This is a genomic window from Klebsiella sp. K5-306 (genome assembly GCF_051835185.1).
GTDB lineage: Bacteria > Pseudomonadota > Gammaproteobacteria > Enterobacterales > Enterobacteriaceae > Klebsiella > Klebsiella oxytoca.
The window spans coordinates 58034-72739 of sequence record NZ_JAIFJY010000024.1; the positions used below are offsets into that span (position 1 = coordinate 58034).

17 protein-coding genes are annotated in these 14706 nt (G+C 55.0%); 3 read left to right on the forward strand and 14 right to left on the reverse strand.

All coding sequences use genetic code 11. From position 1 onward, the window contains the following. Window positions 1-41 precede the first annotated feature (41 nt). The 3 genes from K2184_RS26095 to K2184_RS26105 are packed head-to-tail and all read right to left on the reverse strand — an operon-like array spanning window position 42 to window position 3846. Complete coding sequence (locus K2184_RS26095; protein ID WP_040110294.1) at window positions 42-1259, reverse strand: TniQ family protein; 1218 nt, start codon at window positions 1257-1259, stop codon at window positions 42-44. Then, window positions 1256-2164, reverse strand: coding sequence for a TniB family NTP-binding protein (locus K2184_RS26100; protein ID WP_040110293.1), 909 nt, complete (start codon window positions 2162-2164; stop codon window positions 1256-1258). Before K2184_RS26100 ends, K2184_RS26095 begins: the two co-directional genes overlap by 4 nt. 2 nt (window positions 2165-2166) lie before the next feature. Next, on the reverse strand, window positions 2167-3846 hold the full coding sequence (locus tag K2184_RS26105; RefSeq protein WP_040110292.1) for a Mu transposase C-terminal domain-containing protein: 1680 nt from the start codon (window positions 3844-3846) through the stop codon (window positions 2167-2169). Between the two features lie 196 nt (window positions 3847-4042). On the opposite strand from K2184_RS26105, the gene K2184_RS26110 reads away from it, so the two are divergent. The 3 genes from K2184_RS26110 (at window position 4043) to K2184_RS26120 (ending at window position 6023) form a co-directional block, all read left to right on the forward strand. After that, window positions 4043-4663, forward strand: coding sequence for a recombinase family protein (locus K2184_RS26110; RefSeq protein ID WP_020314642.1), 621 nt, complete (start codon window positions 4043-4045; stop codon window positions 4661-4663). Window positions 4664-4682: 19 nt separating this feature from the next. Beyond that, complete coding sequence (locus K2184_RS26115; protein ID WP_022644719.1) at window positions 4683-4949, forward strand: hypothetical protein; 267 nt, start codon at window positions 4683-4685, stop codon at window positions 4947-4949. 120 nt (window positions 4950-5069) lie between these two features. Next, window positions 5070-6023: an Rpn family recombination-promoting nuclease/putative transposase gene (locus tag K2184_RS26120; protein WP_020314639.1), complete on the forward strand. Its 954-nt coding sequence runs from the start codon at window positions 5070-5072 to the stop codon at window positions 6021-6023. Here the strand turns inward: K2184_RS26120 and K2184_RS26125 are convergent. From K2184_RS26125 to K2184_RS26175, 11 genes are all read right to left on the reverse strand, one after another. Beyond that, entirely contained in the window at window positions 6020-6631 is a 612-nt protein-coding gene (locus K2184_RS26125; RefSeq protein WP_020804876.1) for a DUF2913 family protein, read from the reverse strand. The genes K2184_RS26120 and K2184_RS26125 overlap by 4 nt on opposite strands. Window positions 6632-6948: 317 nt before the next feature. Continuing rightward, complete coding sequence (locus K2184_RS26130; RefSeq protein ID WP_020314648.1) at window positions 6949-7227, reverse strand: hypothetical protein; 279 nt, start codon at window positions 7225-7227, stop codon at window positions 6949-6951. A gap of 37 nt (window positions 7228-7264) precedes the next feature. After that, a complete protein-coding gene (locus K2184_RS26135; protein ID WP_020804880.1) occupies window positions 7265-7996 on the reverse strand; it encodes an HNH endonuclease in 732 nt (243 codons plus the stop codon). 294 nt (window positions 7997-8290) lie between these two features. Next, window positions 8291-8989, reverse strand: coding sequence for an NYN domain-containing protein (locus tag K2184_RS26140; protein WP_020804881.1), 699 nt, complete (start codon window positions 8987-8989; stop codon window positions 8291-8293). A 1313-nt stretch (window positions 8990-10302) separates the two neighbouring features. Then, window positions 10303-11322 carry a plasmid replication initiator RepA gene (gene repA, locus K2184_RS26145; RefSeq protein WP_020314728.1) on the reverse strand — a complete coding sequence of 340 codons (1020 nt, stop codon included), beginning with the start codon at window positions 11320-11322 and terminating at the stop codon, window positions 10303-10305. Next, complete coding sequence (gene tap / locus K2184_RS26150) at window positions 11315-11392, reverse strand: RepA leader peptide Tap (protein ID WP_020323529.1); 78 nt, start codon at window positions 11390-11392, stop codon at window positions 11315-11317. The genes repA (K2184_RS26145) and tap overlap by 8 nt, the downstream gene beginning before the upstream one ends. 238 nt (window positions 11393-11630) lie before the next feature. Then, on the reverse strand, window positions 11631-11885 hold the full coding sequence (gene repA / locus K2184_RS26155; RefSeq protein WP_004098862.1) for a replication regulatory protein RepA: 255 nt from the start codon (window positions 11883-11885) through the stop codon (window positions 11631-11633). A 132-nt stretch (window positions 11886-12017) separates the two neighbouring features. Next, a complete protein-coding gene (locus K2184_RS26160; protein WP_020315133.1) occupies window positions 12018-12575 on the reverse strand; it encodes a phospholipase D family protein in 558 nt (185 codons plus the stop codon). Window positions 12576-12669: 94 nt separating this feature from the next. Further along, on the reverse strand, window positions 12670-12978 hold the full coding sequence (locus K2184_RS26165) for a hypothetical protein (protein WP_004098858.1): 309 nt from the start codon (window positions 12976-12978) through the stop codon (window positions 12670-12672). After that, window positions 12975-13625, reverse strand: coding sequence for a DUF2726 domain-containing protein (locus K2184_RS26170; RefSeq protein WP_020315132.1), 651 nt, complete (start codon window positions 13623-13625; stop codon window positions 12975-12977). The genes K2184_RS26165 and K2184_RS26170 overlap by 4 nt, the downstream gene beginning before the upstream one ends. A 5-nt stretch (window positions 13626-13630) precedes the next feature. Next, a complete protein-coding gene (locus K2184_RS26175) occupies window positions 13631-14254 on the reverse strand; it encodes a hypothetical protein (protein ID WP_020315122.1) in 624 nt (207 codons plus the stop codon). Window positions 14255-14706 lie beyond the last annotated feature (452 nt).

Here is a 14706-nt window from a genome sequence, read left to right on the forward strand (position 1 = left end):
CGTTCGATTATGTGACAGTCTGAGTCAGAAAGTTCTGATGGTCAAATTTTGTCACTTAACCCGTCATTCATACTAAGGAATGCAAAGGGTCCGCTTGGAACATAATGTGACAGAAATTCCGGGGGAATGCCCTCCTGGGCAAACGTGACGCGAAGGCGATCCAGGGACTCGGGGTCGCGCCGTCCATAAGATGCCAAGGTGAACAGTGACCGGGCCGTCTCGCAATTGTGCCGGGCCTCGGCAATAGCCTCGTCGAGCGCCTTGACCGCCTCCCGCCAGTGATCGACAGGCTCAGGGTTACGTTTCTTCTCGGACAGGCCATTGGTAAACCCGGTTTGCGTCTCCAGCGAGAACAACGCCGCCAGCTCCCCGTGTGGACTCACCACCTTCGATTCGATCAGTTCGATGGCGGTGGCCGCCGCCTCCAGCATCTGCAACTGCACCGCCGGGTCCAGAATTTCGTAAGGACGCCATAGGCTTTGTCCGGCGCGCAGCGGATGACCGCAGCGCTCCCAGACATAGCGGACGCTGCCGGCACAAACCCCGCAATGCGAAAGCGGGGTGTTCAGCTCATCCAGCAGCGTGCGCAGCAGCCGGAACCACAGGCCGGCGTGGATGCGCCGGCGCGGCAGCTCCACGTACCCCTGCGTCAGCGCCTGCCAGGTACGCCGATCCATCGCCGCTATTGCGTCGTTGGCCGTGCGCGGCGCAGCGTCGGCACTCTCCCAGCCGAGAAACCGCCCCGGCACGCCCCAATAGGACTCCAGCCAGCAGCCATGCATAGGACAGCTCAGCATCAGAGGTAACTTCCACGCGAGCAGCACAGCCTGGTTCGCCGGATCATTCAGGCAGATCGGACACGCCCGGCGGATCGGCTGGCTGGGCAGCCATGCGCGCCAACTCGCGACCGATCTTGTCTTGCGATTGCGCTTCGGCAGCAAAATCGAGAGCTGGAACGCATAAGTTTCCAGGGCGGCCGGAAGCCGGTCGTCGAGACTATCGAGCAACCACGGCACCCAGCCGGCAAAACTCATGCAGCGCAGCCGGTCCAGCTCGATGCCGCTTCGCTGGGACAGCGCCGTCAGCAACAACGATGGTGGCGCAATGTCCAGATCATCGACCTGGCTGTGACCGAGATCGTGTTCCAACAGATCGAGCATATCCATCTGGTAGCAGACGGCGACACGATTGAGCCACGAGGACAGCGCTTCGCCTTCCTTGGGTGCCGGATGCAGCGGCCAGCGTGATGCCGGTTTCACATCAGCTCCCGCTCGAACTGGCGTCGCCGCTCGCTGGGACCGGTGTAATCGGCCATGCCGAGCGTGCGGTGGTTGATCGCTTCCTCGCCGCTTTCGATGGCGGCAACGGCCGCTGCCATCAGCAGGTGCGCCAGTTCGCCGATGGTGCCCTCACTGCGCGTTAGCAGGTAGCGGGCCATGTCCGGCGTAGCAATTGGCGAAGGCCGCCGCAGCGGGAGCGAAGCGGCGAAGCTGGCCAGCAGCGAGCAGCAATCGTCGTTGGCCTCCCACACAGGCAGCATCAACGGCTCAAACCGGTTTTCCAACTGGTCATCCGAGCGGATCGCCAGATAGGCGTCGCGCGTGCCGACCCCGACCAGCGGAATGCGTAGCTCGTTGCCGAGGAAACGCAGCAGATTGAGAAATTCTCGGCGGTTGACGCTGTTGCCGGCCAGGACATTGTGCAGCTCGTCGATGACCAGCATGCGCACCCCGACCTTGCGCAGCAGTGCCAGCGCCAGTTGCTCCATTTCCGGCAGCCGTGGGCGCGGGCGCAATGGCGCACCCATCGCGGCGAGCAGCGCGACGTAGAAGCGCATCACTGACGGTTCGGACGGCATCTGCACGACCAGCACCGGGATGTGTTCCTGGTCGGCGTCAGAACTGGCCGGATGCGTGCGCCGGAACTTTTCGATGATCATCGACTTGCCGTTGTTGGTCGGGCCGACCAGCAGCAAGTTGGGCATGCGTTGTTTGTTCGGCCACGCATACAGGGTTTCTAGCCTGTTCAACGCTTCGACTGCTCGCGGGTAGCCGATCCAGCGGTCGGCGCGGATACGCTGCACGCGCTCGTCCGCTGGCAGACGGGCCAGACCCTGCGCCGCCGGCAGCAGGTGAGACAGGTCGATAATGGGATATTCGTCCACGGCTACCACTCCTCGATCTGGTCGAACGGTTTGGCCGGCGGCAGGTTGTCGGCCTGCGGGTCGGCAATGTCCGTTTCCGGCGGAACGGGCTTGTCCGGCCGAGCGGATGCCTTGAGGTGTTGCCGACGATCCGCGTCACGCCGCGCCTTGCGTGTGGTCTTCTGAGCGGTGGTCACGATCTCGCGCATCTGGCCGATCATGCGGAACAGCGCCGACTCATCCACCTGTTCACGCCCTTGCTGCCGCAATTTCGCCAATGCTTGGCGTTGCTCCCAGAGGGTGACAGCCGGGTGCGACAAGGTACGGTAGGGGATTTCCAGGTAGTGCTGACCCTCCGGTTCCAGCACCCAGATACGGCTGATGTCGCGCGGGTCGCGCCGAATCAGGAAAGCGGGAAGGCGGTCGCGCCGCGCGATCCACGGCTTGAGCGCGTCGGCGTAGTAGTGGATGTGATCGATGACGAAGCCGGTTCGGGTCAGCGTCCGGCGGATGATCGGCAGAAAATCGACAAGGAAAGCCGTGGCGCGGGTGACGACGGCTGGTACACCGATGCGCGCCACAGCCTCGGCCCAGCGCGCGGCCGGCGGCTGAAGCAGACCGTTGTGCACGGAGCCGTGATAGGTGCCGACTGCCAGTGCGAGCCAGCGCTCCAGCTCGCGCAGTGTCAGGGCGGCCATCTTCTCGGAGGCGTACTCCCCGCGTTGGTCGGGATTGGAGAAGGTCGTTCCAGGCAATTCGTCGTGGATCATCTGCATCGCCGTGCCGATTATCCGTTCGACGATGCCGCCATAGTGCGGCTGCCCGAGCGGCCGATAGTCCAGCCGGATGCCATGCTGCTCGCAGCCCCGGCGTAGCGCTTCACTCTTGAACTCGGCCGCGTTGTCCAGATAGAGCAGCATGGGCTTGCCGCTCATTGGCCAATCCATTTCCACGGCCAATCCCTCCAGCCATGGGCGTTTGTCGCAGGCGACATGTGCGAGGCACAGGCCGACCGAGACGGCGGACGGTGCTTCCAGCGTGACCACCATGCCGAGCAGGCAGCGGGTGAACACGTCAATGGCGACGGTTAGGTACGGACGGCCAATCGGTTGCCGGTCGCGCTCGTCCACCACGATCAAGTCGATAACCGTGTGGTCGATTTGCACCTGTTCCAGCGGCGCGGTCACGGCGGGAGGCTCACCGCCGACACCTTGCAAACTGCGAGACGCATCCTGGCCTTCCCGGCGGCGAGTGGCCTTGAGCGGATCGAGGTCGGCGATCCGTAGCGCCAGGGTGTTGCGCGCCGGCACCCGTAGCTTTTGCGCTTTGCAAGACTGCGCGACCTCGCGGTGGAATGCCGCCAAGCTGCGTTTCTGCTTGGTCAGGAAGCGCTTTTGCAGCAGCTCGCGGATGATGCGTTCGACCGGTTCCGGCAGACGCCCCTTGCCTTTGCCGCCGCCGGATCGGCCGCGAGCCAAGTCCGTCACCAGCCCCGCGCCTTGCCGGGCACGGCGGATCAGGACATACACCTGCCGCCGGGACAGGCCAAGCGCTTGAGCAGCGGCGTCGGCGGCGTCATGCCCGACCATCTCAAGCGCTGCCAGCGGCCCGATGATTTCTGCTCGGTGCCGGGCTTGCGCCCATGCCGCCTCGGGCAGGGTGGCTACGCCTTGTTCGGTGATCGGTGATGTGTCTGACGCCATGCCCACACCTCGCTTTGGTGCACACGAGTATTGAGCATAGTCGAGATCGGTGCAGATGACTTCTGATATTGCGCTGTCAGGAGTGGCCTGCACACTTGGTGTCACACCCCGTCAATTGGTGCAGTCGTCTTCTGAAAATGACATAAGTGATACCATGATGAGCAGTACCACTTAAATGTTACCATCAGGACAAAAAATGTTCGTTTTTGGGTATCTCCGGGCATCCACTTCAGAGCAGGATGCCAGCCGGGCAAAAAATGTACTGAAGGCGTTTGCAAACCAACATGGCCACCGTATTGCTGGCTGGTATATCGATAATGTCTCCGGTACGACAATGAACCGCCCTGAACTGATCAGGCTTCTTGGTGATGCGGAACCTGGTGATGTGATCCTCATTGAACAGGTCGACAGGCTCACTCGCCTGGATGATGCAGGCTGGGAGACACTCAGAAAGCAAATTACAGACAAGCAGCTGGCCATCGTCAGTCTTGATCTACCGACCAGCTATCTGGCGCTATCCAGCACAGTAAGTGATGACTTTACCCGAAGCATGCTGAAGGCCGTAAATGGCATGATGCTGGATATGCTGGCCGCTATTGCCCGAAAAGATTACGAAGACCGTCGACGTCGACAGTCAGAGGGTATCAGTAAGGCGAAAGCAGAAGGAAAATACCGGGGCAGGGTGGCCGATGCGCAGAAACACGAACTGATTCGCACTCTGCGCCTGGTCAATGGAAAATCGCTGCGAGAAACAGCTCGCCTGGCTGGCGTTTCTAAAATGACTGTGATCCGGGTCTGCTCCAGCGCTGATAAATAACGTTTACAAAGGAAGTAAGATGAAAACAAAAAAGATACCCCTGGTAATTTATACGGTAATCGTTGCAGGACTCACTATTCTGGGAACGCGACTCTACGACTCCGTTTCGGACACAACAGATCCTGCCATTGCAAATGGTCCCTTCTGGGCTGGATTGTGTGTGAAAACGGACAGTAAAGATGGAATGAATGAATTAATTTGTTCGAATATCAGGATTTTCGTGAAAGCCGAAGATTATGATCGCTCTGTTCGCAAACGTGAGTTGTCCGGCATCCTGAATGATTGATATGCGAGAAGACTGACTGAGCGGCCTTACAGGAAAGAAAAACATCATCATCCGCCAGGCCATTATGTGCCGCTCGTGCCTGTGATAGCATATCCGGGTCAATTTTCAGAGCCAGGGCTGATGAAGAAGAAAAACAGCACACCCACTCCTCACGATGCTACGTTCAGGCAGTTTCTGACGCAACCGGATATTGCCCGGGATTTCATGGAGCTGCACCTCCCGGCAGAGCTGCAGGCCATCTGCGACCTCAGCACACTGAAACTGGAATCCGGCTCGTTTATTGAGGATGATCTCCGCCAGTATTTCAGCGACGTTCTCTACAGCCTGAAAACTACCGCCGGGGATGGCTACGTTCACGTGCTCATTGAGCATCAGTCCTCACCCGACAAACATATGGCTTTTCGCCTGATACGCTATGCGGTGGCCGCCATGCAGCGACACCTGGAAGCTGGCCATAAGAAGCTGCCACTGGTGATACCGGTCCTTTTCTATACCGGTAAACGCAGCCCGTATCCGTACTCCACCCGCTGGCTGGATGAGTTTGACGACCCGATTCTGGCCGGAACACTCTACAGCAGCGCTTTCCCGCTGGTAGACGTCACGGTCATTCCGGATGATGAAATCGCCGGGCATCGCAGTATGGCTGCCCTGACCTTGCTGCAGAAACATATTCATCAGCGCGATCTCGCTGAACTGGTTGACCGCCTGGCGCCCATTTTGCTGGCCGGATATCTGTCTTCATCACAGGTAGTATCGCTGGTACACTATATCGTGCAGGCAGGTGAAACATCGGACGCCGAAGCCTTTGTACGCGAACTGGCACAGCGTGTGCCGCAACACGGAGACGCCCTCATGACGATCGCACAACAGCTCGAGCAAAAAGGTATTGAGAAGGGTATCCAGCAGGGGATCGAGCAGGGCATCCAGCTGGGTGAACAACGTGGTATTGAAAAAGGCGAGCGCGAAGCTACTCTTAAAATTGCCCGTACCATGCTGCAGAACGGCATTGACCGCAATACTGTCATGAAAGTGACCGGTCTGACGGAAGAAGACCTGGCGCAGATCCGCCACTAATCCCCCTTTCCTGGCACTCCCTGTCCGGCCATCAGTGAATACTGGTGGGGCAGGGAGGCACCAGACTCAGGCTCTGCCTGCCAGCCACAGCGATTTAACAGCTTCATTACCCCTGCTACGCTCCCTGTCAGACGTGCTGTCAGCGGATTTGTCTGCTGGCCATTGTCGTCAAAAGCGGCATCGAGGTTTGTCCGTAAGAGATAAACGCCGTTTACTCCAGGATTGAGTACCAAGGCATATCGCCCGGCCCATTCTCTGTCGCTCATTACGCGGTAATTCCAGCCCATGTCTTTCGCTGTTTCCAGCGCATACGTCAGCCGGAACATGTCGTTCTGTTCAGTCAGCTCGCCGCTGCAGGAGCGCCAGACATAGTCCAGTTTGTCGGCCAGTTTTGCTCTCACACCCAGCAAACGCCCCTGATTCAGTAACCATTCGATATCGGGTGTAACATCGCGCGGAAATCGCCGCTGTTTCAGCGCTGTCGCCAGCCAGCGGGTGAGAAAAAGGTTTTCCTGTGCAGGAGACAGCTCTCCCTGCTCCTTTCTGGCCAGTGCCAGCGCGACAAGTGCGCACCATGCCAGATGCCCTGTTTTGTGTGTCAGCGCCACGCGGACTCACTCCCTTTGGTCTTATAGTGGTCAGTCAATATAGTGACAATTATGACAGGTAAGCCTGTTCAAAAGACAGGCCTGACTGTCATTACGGGAGGGACTGGCGCGCCATACAGCGTTCTGAAGGGACCGTGCCTGATTGCATAAAAAAAGCCAGCGTGAAAGGCTGGCCGGACACAATTGTGGTTCGTCAAAGGGAGCAAATCCCCGGAGTGTGGGACAGACACAATGCATCCGGTGAGAAGACTGTAGTCGTGGACTGCAGGAATGCCACTGCTGAAATAAAAGAATTATTTCAGCAATTCAGCCACTCATCACACGGACCCGGCTCTCAGCTGCCAGGTTACCCCACCAAAACAGGTCACGCCGACCACCTGCTCCCACGTTTCCTTCTGCTCCAGCTGCTTCTCCAGCGCATGAAAGTCTGCATGACTGAGCACGATATCTTCCCGCTCCCCGGGTGACTCCAGAATATACCCCTCGGGTATCCGTGCTGACGATTCAGCGGCCTGTCGTGACGATATACGCCAGAAGGTTTTGATGCATCCTCCGCGAGTGAGGGCATCGAGGATGATATGTTCAGCAACGCGCATGCAGAGCTCCGGTTAACAGTATTTCAAATGCCGGCATTCAGCCGGAGGGCCTCATCATGGCGCGTAATTCCTCAACGGACAACGGCTTTGCCTCATTGCCCCGATGAATCATGGCATGGCAGTTCGGGCACAACGGGACCAGCTCGTTGACCGGGTCAATCTGATAGTCAGGTCCGAGTGTTCTCAGCGGCCGGATATGATGAACGTGGATAAATCCTTTCCCGTGCTCACCCCAGGTTTTCTCAAAATCGAATCCGCAGCACTGACAGACGGCACCATGATACGCGATACAGGCCCGCCGTGCGGCCGGGTCGCGTTCATACGCGTTGATGGTGATGGATTTTGTGGCGCCCTCAATATAGCTACCGGCGACGGACAGCTCTTCGGGATAAGGACTGGCAGTAAAGTCAGCGTACCAGACGGCGCCCTCTTTTCTCAGAAAGCGTTTTTCCAGCCGGCGTTCGAAATCCTGAATGACCGCGACGTCCGGCGCATCCGGACTGGTGGCCTGCACCATGTTAAAGGTGTACAGGTCGTATCCCCCGAGGATGTAGCCGATATGCTCAACCGCCTGGGTGTAGCCGGGGTTCTTCCTGAGCCTGGCGTTGTATTCCCACGCTTCACGCAGGATAACAGCGCGCTCCTGATCACGCTCAACGTCCCACGCCCCGAAGATGACCAGCTGGTCGTCATGGTTGATAAAAGACCAGCTCCAGGTCCAGTTACGACAGGTGGCCCCCCGGCTCTGGATGAATTGTTTGCGGTTCATTATCTGCTCTGTTTCCGTTCAGCTCCAGGCACGTATTTTACATGCTTAAGTCTGATATCCCGACTCTGGCGTCAAATAATACATGGTTCTGAACAGAAAATGCGAATGAGATAAACGAAAATGTCACTGATATTTTAACAAAAATCCAACTCATTCCAGAGTGATTGAGAAACTCACATTAAACGCCGGACTGAACGATTGTAGTCAGCTTAATTCAGCTCGGCGGTATTGACTGACTGCTTTGAGTGAGGCGCGGAAGCTGTGCGTCCGACGAATAAGATTGATGACGACAGTTTAAACACTTGTCACATATAGATGACTGACGCCACCGACCTCTCTTGTTTCCGTCTTTAAATAAGTTAATGATTTAACTAAACCACCTAATTTCTCATAGCCATATGTTCTGGAATCAAAGGAAGATTCGTTCTTATTTATATAAGACCCAACCGCAGACAATAATGACCAGCCATCATCTTTAGATGTTGCGGACAGAGCATTACTTATTAATTCTTTAAGGTCCTTATCATCAGAGAAATCTTTGGCAGCTTTTGTTTTTCTCAAGTTTTCTGTTTTTATAAATAAATTGCATGCAGAAATGAAAGCATCAGGAGTTTTCTCCTCGCCAAAGCCATATACAATGATGCCGCTTTCCCGTAGTCTATTGGCTAACCGTGTGAAGTCACTATCAGATGAAATTAAGCAAAATCCATCTAAATTCCCATCATGAAGTAAGTCCATCGCATCAATGATCAATGATGAATCAGTAGAGTTTTTGCCAGTAGTATAGCTAAATTGTTGTATAGGTTGAATTGCATGTTTGTGAAGATGTTCTTTCCATCCTTTTAGATTTGTTGTTGTCCAGTCCCCATATGCTCGTTTTACATTAGCCAATCCATATTTGGATACTTCTGAGAATAATTCATTACACAAAGATGCTTGTGCGTTATCAGCATCAATTAAAACAGCCAGTTTCTTACTTGTTTCATCAGACATAGCATATAACCTTTTGAAAATCATAAACCTAATAAAACGTACAGTTTAATATGAAGTGCTTTCAATTTCATATGTTAACACCAAAATGCACAAATAAAAATATTTACACATAATTATAAGAATAACATAATGGTAAATTCAGTTTACTTCCATCTATTTGCGTTAAGTCAAATGTCCTGTTACGTATTGATTAACACAGGCTATTATAGCAACGTTTCCCTTGATTAAGGATAGCGTTGCATCGACCTGGTGAAGTTACACCACATAGAGGCCCTGTTTAGAGAACAATGTCACCGATTTTTTTAATAAAAAAACTAACGGTTGGTTTCTGGCATTGCCGCACAGGCGCCTTTGCCCGGCATGAGCGTGCGTTATTTTCAGGGTACGCCAGTGACGGTTTTTTGATGCGCGTCAGCGCATGGGAGGCGCTTTGCGCCGGAGACCCCCGCAGCGAAGCGAGGACGAAAAAAGCATTACGGCTTCAGCCGTAATAATCCCCCACCCTGCTAAGCCCAACCAAACCCGCTGAAAACGATTCAGAAGCTGCTGTGCGCGGTCGGAGTGGTCACGACAAGGCGTGAGCCGCAGTCGGGGCGTATCTCCGCGTTAGCGGGCCGTGAGGGCCGCTTACGAGCGTGTACACCAGAACCCAAAGCCACGCCACCCACAGCAACCACGAAATATAGTTACAACATCCGTCATTTTAAAGCGATGCATTACCCCGGCCGTTGGCCGGGGTGGGGCGCCGCTTTTCAGTGACGGTCAGGTGGGCACTGATGTGATTGAAGCGTGAGCGTTCTCCGGTGGTGACAGGCGAGGTTTCTGGTGTCTCTTGTGTCTGATGCGATGCAGAGGACAACACTGGCGCGGTTTTGTGAGGATTTAACCGAATGATGTAACTAAATAGTAAGGGGTTGCTGACTCGCCCGCCGTATAGCGGCGGGAGGTACCTAATTTCTGAGCGGCGCGAACGCTTGCGGTCGCTGCGAGCGAAGGCATTAATGTGATTGTTCACGGAAGTAACACAGATAAAGGATCTCCCTGCTGCTTGTTATGCAGGGGATTAATAACTGGGTTAAGACTGTTTTGCAGATTTCCCGTTATACGTTTCCGGAATCTGTATGTTATCTGTTTGCGGATTTATGTGGATAAGTATTCAGGCACATGCGCGCTGTGGCCATGACGGCAGCAAAATCATAAGAAAAAGCGTGAAATCAGGTCGGAGACAGACTGAATTGACAACAGTGACTGAAAAAAACCAGCACGAAAAGCCCCGGAGGGGCCGTTTTTAACGCAAATTGTGATTTGCCTGACTAATGAGGCGGAGAAGGGTTCAGTGACAACTCCAGCTGGTACAGATGCCGGACAGCCAGCTGCTCAAGTTTATCTTTAGAATAACCATAGAGCTCATCTGCCGGCAGCGTTTTCTTCAGCCAGCAGGTCATTTCGTAGACCTGACGGTCGCGGGGCATTCTGGCCAGACGGTTTGCACGCTTACGTGCGGCCCCTTTTGCACGGCGATACTGCAGGGCTTCACGACTGCGCTGCTCATACCAGCGTTTACGCGCCCTCAGAACAGAAATCTCCTCATGCTCGCCTAACAGCCCCTCTTTAATGAGCGCCTGACGTTCCTCGCATTCACGTAGTTTTTTCAGCTGCTGCTCCTGCAGCTTCATCAAATCAACACCCAGCATTTTCCAGCCAACGGGCGTGATCCAGACGTATTTAGGCAGTCGCTTCCGTGATTCCCTGTCCCACAGAGTTTCTTCTGATACGCCAAGTACACCAAAGCGGACCTGCTCGGCAATTAATGCCGAAATCCGGCGTACCGTGACTTCCGTACCGGAAATCACTTCCCCCCGGGCATCTTTCGGGCTGAGTTCTCTGGCCAGTCTGGACACACTCATTCCTACCGTGTGTTTACCGGCATCGCAGAAGCTGACCAGTACCGGCCAGAGCGCATCGAGAAGACGTTGTTTTTCCGGGCGGAAAGCATATCTGCGCCCCGCGCGCTGCCGTTCCTGGACGTAGAAAGGATGCAGTGACATGTGCATGCGAAGCCTGCACTGACCCGTGGCCGGATCTTTTTCCACCAGACGGTTATAGGCGTGCCCCAGCTGGCCACCCAGCGCCTTATAGTGAGGCGGCCGGAACCAGGACGGGTTTTCGCATTTGGGTTTAGTGGAATGTTCACCGCGACGGCGACGGGTACGTTTCTTCTCCGGAGAAACCAGAAAAGACCCGACGTGACCATTATCAATGCCCTGCCAGAAACGGATCTGTTCTTCCGTATCCAGCTGACTCCAGTGTTGCGGATTGTGCTGTTCAGTCACACCTTCCCGCGCTTATGTTGCACGGAAGGAGTAAATGACACAGAAACAGGTATTGAACTTTTCTGAGCATAAAACTATACTCCCTGCATAGAGCAACAGCTTCTATACAGTTTAAGTAGGCCCCGTTAATCTTCTTCAGTCGCCAAACTAGGTGAAGATTATCGGGGTTTTTGCTTTTCTGGTCCCGGGTAGACACCTCATCAGAACCAGTTCCCTGCCACCTTACGGCGTGGCCCACCATCAAAATTTGCTAAACGATCAGTAATCTAGCACTTGGATTAATTATTAGCAATAATTGTGACTTGTTGCTATTTGTTCCGTTGCTCTGATTCTCGCTCAATTAGTAACTCAATGATTTCTGCCTGAGTCATATTGGATTTCGAGCAAAGATCGTCCAGCATCGCCTTTTTAGCATTCTGTATGAACACAGTAACGGCTTTATGCGTATCCCTTTTTCTGGATACAGAGCGCAATTTTCGCTCGCTTACTGATAAAGGTTGCCCCTTACGGTAAGGCCTTTTGGGTTTCGAAGAGGAAGTTACTGCATTATCAATCTGCGACATCTCTGCCTCCTCAAGGATCTAAAAAAGGATCGTTCGCAGAGAATACTACAGATATCTTAAATCAGCGACTGACTTTATGGACGTAACCCGCGTTGGCGCACGGTTTACGTCCGGGGAGCGTTTAAGGCGGTATCAGTACGTCTGTTTCCAGTCCGTTCCCTTCGACCAGCGGGATGACCAGTGCTGCAGATAGCGTTGAGCAACAACAGGGTCATCCCACACGACGAGCACGTTCTCTGAATTGGCGCGATCGGCCGCGCGACTAAAGTTGAACGAACCGACCTCAGTGTTGCGGCCATCGGCGATGATCACTTTGTCGTGGAGGATCTTGTAGGTATCCACCGTCCGGACCGGTATACCCGCGCTGACCAGCAGGTTCATGGCGGCCCGACTGGCCTTGTTGCGCTCGCCGGTATTGGCTTTGTGGTCCAGTACCACCTTCACATCCACGCCCCGCTGCCTGGCCCTGACCAGCGCGCCGGCCACCTCCGGAGACGTAAACGAATAGCCCATCAGCCGGATTTCCTGTTGTGCGGTCGTAATGGTTTTCAGAACCAGCTGCAGGCCCGTTCCTTCCGGGGAAAACCCGGTCTCGATGCTTGCGGCATACACGGCCGGTAAGGGGGCGAACAGGCTCAGGCTGACCAGCCCGGGCAGACACCATTTGCGGAGAGTACGATTTGTTTTCACAGTATTTCCTTCACTGTTTTTGAGAAACGCCGGGGGTGGGGGAAACTGGTTTTCTCCCGCCTCCGGGGTTGGACAACGACGCCCTGCGGAGGCGTCAGGCTTTTGTGGTATGACGGAACCAGTAGCACTCCGGCCCCTCCTCCCGTGGATGTACTGAACCGAGAAACCAGCCCTTTCCGGGCGGAGGAACCAGCTCCCATGCAGAAGCGTCTGGCGGGCCATCATCCCATCCGGCACAGAATGCTTCTGTAGCCTCGTCACGCATACTCATCACGAAGCACTCCAGCTTCTGGACGCGCAGCCACCACATCAGCTGTGGCGTGGTCTGGCAGCAACTCCGGATTAACGCCGGGTGTGTCCAGTAGCCCCGCGCATCGCGATCAACCTCTACGGGCACAATCATTTTTCGTCCTCCCTGCGTTCAGTATGCGCTGTCGGTAAAGCTGTGCCGGATGCAGATATTTCGTCGGTTTCAGCTTCACGGTATTTCAGAAACTCACTGACTCTCCTGACCAGTTTCTCTGAGTCCCGGTCACGCAGCAGCGGGATACCCGCCTGCCTCAGAACCTCTTCCAGCAGGATATCGCGCCGGATACGCTGTTTTTTCAGATGTGAGGCGTCATCAAGTTCAATCGCGCCAACGATAGCAAAGGTGCGGATATCAACGATGACCACGTCGCAGTGCCACTGAGACGCCATGCGGAAGAGTTGCCACCAGGTCCGGGAACGTGGCCGGATGTGGGGAGCGAGTGTGGCAATATCCGCCACCCGGACCTGCGGGCATAACAGCCAGCGCTTACGGCTGGTATGCCTCAGCAGTGCCCGGTAAAAGTGTTGTTCCCGTGGTGTCATCAGCGTGTCATTTCCCACCCAGACCCGCTGGCGACACAATCGCTGTTCGGCCTCTGAGGGGCGAATCCCCAGGGCTTTCAGTGACATCAGGACCGGAGATGTCTTCGTTACGGCCCGTCCTTTCAGAAGCAAAACCAGAAACCCCAGCAGACTCAGCACAACAATGGTACTGCCTGCCATCATTAGTATTTTCGCCATGCTGTTTATTCCTTCGCCTCTGCCGGCAGCCTGTCCAGCAATGCGCGGCGAAAGGCGTTCGGCAATCCTCTCCCGGCCAGAACATCGGCAATCAGAGCCGACATGACGGAAATCAGCAGGACGTAGCGCAGGACAAAACCAGTCTGATGCACAAGCTCTGTGGCGGGCATTTCCCGCAGAGCGCTGAAGACCCGAACAGCATCCTGCGGAAATCCCCAGGCAAGAAAGCACAGACCAGCCAGCATCACCGCCGGCGCGTATATCAGCCCCCGGCTGACGCACCGTTGAGCCAGGTCCAGAAGGGCAACCATCTGACGGCGATACACGTCAGCATCCTGCAGAATTTCCCATTCCAGACGGGCCTTTTCATGGCGCGGCAGTATGGCCACCACCTGAATACCGTCACGGATACCGACCTGCGGTGAGACCTCCGGTCTTCTCATCCGGTCGGTGTGCCGGGTGTACAGGGCCAGGCCGGCCCACAACAGCGCGACAGATAACGCAACCAGATAAAATCCGCCTGCCCGGGATGCAGGAGAAAATAAAACCATCAGGACCAGCGCCAGCGCGATACCGTATAAATAACAGAATAGCTGCTGCTCAGGGCGCAGAATAAAATACCGCAACATATTCACATTCCTTTTAAATATTAAAACCAACCCACACCAGTAATCCCCATGACATTCCACAGACCGTTTGTAGCTATATACGCAAGGGATTTGAATCTTTTAAATAGTGAGCCCAGATATATATTCAAAATTAAATCCGGGTACTGATTTCATTTGTGAATAACCGGACAGGTATTATCATAAACGCAGTCAGTCAGTCAGTCAGCCAGCCTGAATGATGATGAAAATACCCACCCCGTCAGCGTCAGCGTCTCTTCCGGCTCATCCGGCGCACACAGAGTAACACTGGTGTCGGTCACACTCAGAATGTCAAAGCCACCTTCCTGGGGTCGGTTCCGGCTGAGGGCGAAATGACACCCTAAGCGTTAGCTCTGTGTCGTTGCACGATGTCAGCGACGGTATTCTTGCTGATACCGAGCTCGCGTGCGATCCAGCGATAGCTGCGTCCCTCG